This is a genomic window from Protofrankia sp. Cas8 (assembly GCF_963555845.1).
In the GTDB taxonomy this organism is placed as follows: Bacteria; Actinomycetota; Actinomycetes; order Frankiales; family Frankiaceae; genus Protofrankia.
Window position 1 is genome coordinate 734 of sequence record NZ_CAUVXI010000021.1, and the last position, 5,310, is coordinate 6,043.

4 protein-coding genes and 1 pseudogene are annotated in these 5,310 nt (G+C 68.1%); 3 read left to right on the forward strand and 2 right to left on the reverse strand.

Annotation, left to right across the window (positions count from 1 at the left end):
- The coding region (locus tag U9977_RS05660) for a hypothetical protein (protein WP_322748105.1) at positions 1 to 567 on the forward strand (567 nt) is incomplete at its 5' end.
- Between the two features lie 177 nt (positions 568 to 744).
- Here the strand turns inward: U9977_RS05660 and U9977_RS05665 are convergent.
- Positions 745 to 2,733, reverse strand: a complete 1,989-nt coding sequence (locus tag U9977_RS05665; RefSeq protein ID WP_322748106.1) for a hypothetical protein — start codon at positions 2,731 to 2,733, stop codon at positions 745 to 747.
- A gap of 182 nt (positions 2,734 to 2,915) precedes the next feature.
- Here U9977_RS05665 and U9977_RS05670 point away from each other — a divergent pair, with 182 nt between their 5' ends.
- Complete coding sequence (locus U9977_RS05670) at positions 2,916 to 3,707, forward strand: GNAT family N-acetyltransferase (protein WP_322748107.1); 792 nt, start codon at positions 2,916 to 2,918, stop codon at positions 3,705 to 3,707.
- A 39-nt stretch (positions 3,708 to 3,746) separates the two neighbouring features.
- Positions 3,747 to 4,943: an acyl-CoA dehydrogenase family protein gene (locus U9977_RS05675; RefSeq protein WP_322748108.1), complete on the forward strand. Its 1,197-nt coding sequence runs from the start codon at positions 3,747 to 3,749 to the stop codon at positions 4,941 to 4,943.
- 55 nt (positions 4,944 to 4,998) lie between these two features.
- Here the strand turns inward: U9977_RS05675 and U9977_RS05680 are convergent.
- Positions 4,999 to 5,310: pseudogene (locus U9977_RS05680) on the reverse strand (hypothetical protein); the annotation flags it as partial.

A 5,310-nucleotide genomic window follows, 5' to 3' on the forward strand; every position in this document is an offset into this window, starting at 1 on the left:
GTCTACTTCTGCGCCGCAGGCAAGAGCACTCTCCTCATTGACACACTGACCAAGCTCGGGATGGAGATCCTCATCCCCGCCGAAGTCGAGGAAGAAGTTCTGCGCAAGCACCGCTCCGGCCGCCTCGCGACCCAGTGGCCCCGCATGCGAGCCTCCCGTCTCGTCCGCATCCTGGACAAACTCGAATTCGACGGAGCACAACCCGAAGTCGTTGCACACGTAGCCCGCATCCGCGGACGCGGAGCCACACTGGCACTCTCCACCGCCAAAGATCTCGGCGAATCCGTCGTACTCGGCCATGCTGCCCACCTCGCCGAACAGGGCCGGGAGGTATACGTCGTCATCGACGACATCGGAGGGCAGAGACTCGCCGCGGGCGAGAACGTCGAACTGCTCACCGTCGAAGACGTCTTACTCGCTGCGGTCCAGCTCGGCCTGATCCCAGGAAATCAACTACGCACCACCTACGACACTATGCGGCCGTTTGGATCCGGCCTGCCGTCCTGGGACGCATCCACCCTGAAGCCCGCCTACAACGTCTGGAAACGCAGCCAGCGTCAGCAGTAGCCCAGCGCAGCGAGTTTCGGGCACCGACAGCCCCACAGGCCCGCGGACGGCAGTGGTTTGACTGCCACCTGCCGTTGGGTGCCAGAAGTCGCTGCGGGCCTGCGACCTGGCGCTGGTCAGCTTCACGCCAAGTACCGCTGCATCCGCCGCGGCGCCATCCCACCTCCATCTTGATCGTCAAGGGCCGCCGTAGCGGCAGTCGTCTTCAATACCTATGTTGTCGGACGGCCCGGAACCGCTGGAGTTGCGAGCCACCACTGTCCACGTTGGCTGGCGATCATCACGCGGGTCTTGTTTATCACAGGTGGGGAATGCATTGAAGGTGTCACTGGTCTGAGTGGTGACATGCCTCGCGACGAGATTGCCGGAATAGTTATAATAGCTGATTACATAATCCGTCACGGTTTCGCCCTGTACGGAAACGGGTGGATCCCAATTCAGCTGTATGACTCTGGTGCCATCAGGATTTTCTAGTGACGTCATGTAATTGCTTTGATCAAAATGAATTTTGCCGGGGGGTGGGCATTTGCCGTAGGTGGTGGTGGACGTCGTTTGTCCGCCGGGGCCGGTGGCGGTAGCGGTGTAGGTGCGCGGGCCGCAGGTGGTGAGTGCTGCGGCGTAGCTGGTCGGTCCGGTGGATGTGACGGTCTCCCCGGTGTTCAGCGGTGTGACGGTGAGAGTGACCGTGCTGGTCAGCCCGCCGGTGGCGGCCGCGGTCACGGTCGCGGTGGTCTTCGGGCCGTTGCCAACCAGCGCTACGGACACGACCGGCTTCCCGGGTGGGGGAGTCGGTGTCAGGGACGGTGTCGGTGTTTGCGATGGGGTCGTCGGGTCGGCCGGCGGTTGGATGTCGGGACGGCTCGGGCTGGGCGATGGTCCAGTCACCGGTACCCGGGGGGTGTCCCGCTGGGGTGGGACGGCGATCGGGGGCTGGGACCGGGGGGCCTGGCTCGGCGGTACGACCACCTGCCTGGGCAGCGCCCGGGGCGGGGTAGTGGACGCACTCCCGGCGACGTCGGGGGTGTACTTCTCGACCTGCTGGGTGGAACCGTCCGGTCTGACCATGACCGCGTGGGAGCCGCTCTGATCGTTCGCCCAGACCGTCCCGTTCCTGACGAACACGGTGAGCTCCGCTGCCCCGGTCGTGACGGTGATCGGCGTTTCGAACCGGCCTGGGCCGGTCGCGTAGACCAGTAGCCGTCCCTTGCCACTGTCGGGCACGTATACCCGGCCGCCGGCCACGACCGGCGCGCCGAGCTGTCCGGACGGATCCTGGGAGCCGAGCTCGACCGTCCGTACCGTGCCCGCGGCGAGGTCCGCGAGCAGCATCGTGCTCGTTGTGTTGACGATGATCGGGAGCAGCTGGCCGTCGACGGATGGTGCCACGAGCAGTGAATGCCCCGACCCGGCCGGCGGTGGTAGCCGTAGCTGCGGTGCTGGGTGGCCGTCGCGCACGGCTACCAGGGCCGGGGCGGTCGCGTCGACCGCGACCGGCACCCCGTCCGCGATCGTCAACGACAGTTGGTCACCGGGCCGGCCAACGGGGACGGCCGCCCCCGCGATTCCCTGCCGGACCGGAACCAGCTGCCCCTGTACAGGCAGCATTACCCAGAGTGTGCCATCGGCGGTCAACCCGGCGCTGTCGATCGGGGAACCGAAGGCGACCGGCGCGCCCAGCACATCCAACGTTGTCGGCTCGATCCGGCTGACCCGTCCGGCGGGCTTGTCGATGACATACGCCTGGCCCGCGCCCGCGACAACAGTCACGCCAGCCCCGAAATTCTGCTGCCCGGTTACGGCCAGCCCGGCCGGGTCGATCCGGCTGACCCGCCCGGTGTCGGTGTCGGTGACCAGCACGCTGGACCCGTCCTGCGCGACGGTGAGGTGATGTCCCTTCGTGCCGTTGATGGTCACGCTGGCGTCCGCCCGTCCGGACGGCCCGTTGATATGCGAGACGATTCCCCGGGCACCGCTGGCCAGCCATGCGCCGACATCGTCCAGCCGCAGCACCGCCGAACCCGCGCTCTGCCCCAGCACGAGGACGGCTGATCCGCCGGCGAGCAGAAGAGCCAGCGACACCGCCACGGAACCGCGTGCCCGGGACGCCGCGAACCGCGCCGGCAACCGCCGGCGGGTCAACTGTTCCCCACGAGTTCGCCTCACCACAGTCCCCCCACCAGGTGTGCGCGACGTGCACTCGACGTCAGTATATGGCCACTTTCCGCCCTATCGTCACCGCACGATCGTCATCGTCCGGTCGCAACCAGCCCGGGTCGGGGACGGGACGCTCCTACACTCCGTTCAATGGATGTCCGGTTCGCAGCCTGCAGTCCAGCTCTGGCCGCGCGGTGCTGAGGCCCGCCGACGTCCTGGTCGTGCCCGGTCCACCGCCGCGTGCGGCCCTCGAACTCCGCCGTGACGTGTTCGTGATCGAACAGGCCGTGCCGCCGGACCTTGAGGAGGACGGGCGGGACGACGACGCCGACCACGCGATCGTCGTCGACGACGCCGGCCGGGCACTGGCGACGGCCCGGCTGCTCGACCCGGGCCACGGGTCGGCTTCGCCTGACGACCGCCGGGGTGCCGATCCCCGTCTCGGCGAAAGTCCGGCCGAGCCGAGCGGAGTGATCGGACGGGTCGCCGTTCGCGCCGAGCTGCGCGGGCGCGGTCTCGGGCGGGCCGTCACCGTCGCGCTCGAACACCGCGCGTCAGAACGAGGCCTGCCCGCGGTGGAGCTGCATGCCCAGGTGACGGCCGAAGGTTTCTACGCCGCAGGCGGCTACCTGCCCATCGGTGGACGCTTCATGGAGGCCGGGATCGAACATGTGGCGATGCGCAAGGAGCTCCTACCCGGCCTGCGGCGGGTGCGCGATGCTGACGGCCCGGCGTTGGAGCGACTCGTCGGTACCCGCATCGATTTCGTTATCGGGCTCGGTTTCGACCATGCGATCGCCCTCGATGTGTCGGCCTTCGTCGCTTTGCATGATCATAAAGATGCCGACGTGATGGAACTGATGTCACTGCACGTCGCAGCGGTCGCCCGCCGTTGGGGATGGGGCACACGGCTGGTGTGGCGGGCTGAACGCGAGGCCCGGTCCCGTTCGGTTTGGAGGAAATCCGCAGGCCGGGCCGGACTGTGATAACCCAGACTTGACGGCCAACAGGACAAGGAGACACCCGTGACCTTGGATGGCGAGGCGGAGCAGGTTCGCCAGCTCACCCGGCAGGTGCTTGCCGATCACGCCGGCAGCGACGAGCAGGCGTTCCTCGCCGCGCTGTTCGACGCGGGCCTCGCGTGGGTGGCCCACGCACCCGGCGACGGTGGTCTCGGCCTGCGACCCAAACTCCAGGAAGTGATCGACGCGGAGCTGGACACGGCCGGACGGCGGCCGGACTGGCTGCGCAACCCGATCGGTATCGGCATGTGTGCGCCGGTCATCGCCACGTTCGGCCGGCCCGACCAGCGCCGGCACCTACGTCCGATCTGGACGGCGCAGGAGATCTGGTGCCAGCTGTTCAGCGAGCCCGGCGCCGGCAGCGACGTGGCCGCACTGGCCACCCGGGCCGAGCCCGACGGTGAGCACTGGATCGTCAACGGTCAAAAGGTGTGGACGTCGCTGGCGCACCGCGCCCGCCATGGGCTGCTGCTGGCCCGCACCGACCCTGACGTTCCCAAGCACGCCGGGATCACCGCCTTCCTGCTCGACCTGGCAAGCCCGGGTGTCGAGGTCCGCCCGCTACGCCAGATGGACGGCAACGCCCACTTCAACGAGGTGTACCTCACCGACGTGCGGGTGCCGGACGCCAACCGGCTCGGCGAGGTCGGCGCCGGCTGGAAGGTCGCGGTGGCCACTCTGCTCAACGAGCGGGTCTCCATCGGCGGCGTTGTGCCGCCACGCGGATCGGGGCCGCTGGCCTATGCGATGGCGGCCTGGGAACGGGCCAGCGCCACCGAGGCCGGTGCCAATGCGCACACCACCATCGGTGCCGTACGCCGTGACCGGCTGACACGGCTGTGGGTCGAGGCCGAGGTGCTACGGCTGGGCAACCTGCGGGCGCAGTACCTGCGCGAGCGGGGTACACCCGGCCCGCAGGGCTCGGTGCTCAAGCTGGGCAGCGCCTTGTTCTCGCAGCGGGTGAGCGACTTCGCCGTGGAGCTCCTCGGCCCTGAGGGCATGCTCTACCCGGGCTACGAGGACCCGGCCGAGACCTCGAATCGGGAGGACCCGCGGGTGAGGTTCCTGGGATACCAGTCCGCGACGATCGCCGGCGGGACATCGGAGATCATGCGCAATATCCTTGCGGAGCGCGTCCTGGGGCTACCCGCGGAACCGCGTGCGGATCGCGACGTGGCATGGAGCAGTCTTCCCCGGTGATCTGCCGGACCGGCCGTTGCATCGTCTGACAAGAGGCTGGTGCGGCTGGTCTGATCTATTGGTAGCCGCGGATCTGGCAGAATGCGTGCGCCAGCTCGCCGTTTCTCCCGTCCCACAGCTGACCTCTGGTGGCTGTGGCGATTGCCTGCATCTGCGACTCCGCGGCCTCGCCGAACAGGATCGGAAATACCGGCACCGGCACCGGAACCGGCGTGGCGCCGGACCGGGAGGCCACGAATGCCTGGAAGTCGGCCAGCGAGCGGCCACTGTTGCTCTCACCGTCGGTCATGAGCACGATACTGCTGAAGCGGTCCTGGTCGGTTGCACTGTCGAGCACCTTGTACGCGCTGACAAGGCTGTCGTACAC